This window comes from Streptomyces brasiliensis, from assembly GCF_014647875.1.
In the GTDB taxonomy this organism is placed as follows: Bacteria; Actinomycetota; Actinomycetes; order Streptomycetales; family Streptomycetaceae; genus Streptomyces; species Streptomyces brasiliensis.
Genome location: NZ_BMQA01000281.1, coordinates 1 through 516 on the forward strand (window position 1 = coordinate 1; position 516 = coordinate 516).

Below are 516 nucleotides of genomic sequence, written 5' to 3' on the forward strand. Positions count from 1 at the left end.
CCCGGCAGGCAGATCGTCCAGGGCCTCCTGCGTACCCAATACGAGCTGCGCCCGGCTGTCGGCCAACATGAACGCCACGCGCTCCACCGGCAGCCGCCCGTCGATCGGCAGATACGCCGCTCCCGCCTTCAACACACCCAGGATCCCGGTCACCAACTCCACGTCCCGGGGCAGACACACGCCCACCACGGACTCCGGGCCCACACCCATCCCGTGCAGATAGTGCGCCAGCCGATTCGCCGCCGCATCCAACTCGCCGTAGGACAGCTCCACGCCATCACCCACGACCGCCGTCGCACCGGGCGCCCGGGCCACCTGAGCCTCGAACAACTCCACTGCCGACGTGCCCGCGATCGGGACGGTGGTGTCGTTCCACACGCGCAGGAGGTGTTCGCGTTCGTCGTCGCGCAGGACGTCCACGGCGCCCAGCCGGGTCTCGGGCGCCGCAGTCACGAACTCAAGGACTCGGTTCCAGCGCTCGGCGAGAGCCTTCACCGAGCCGGCATCGAACAGATC

General features: G+C 69.4%; 1 protein-coding gene. It reads right to left on the reverse strand.

The window, feature by feature from the left end:
* A partial coding sequence (locus IEZ19_RS50180; protein ID WP_189318006.1) for an AMP-binding protein occupies positions 1-516 on the reverse strand: 516 nt, incomplete at both ends.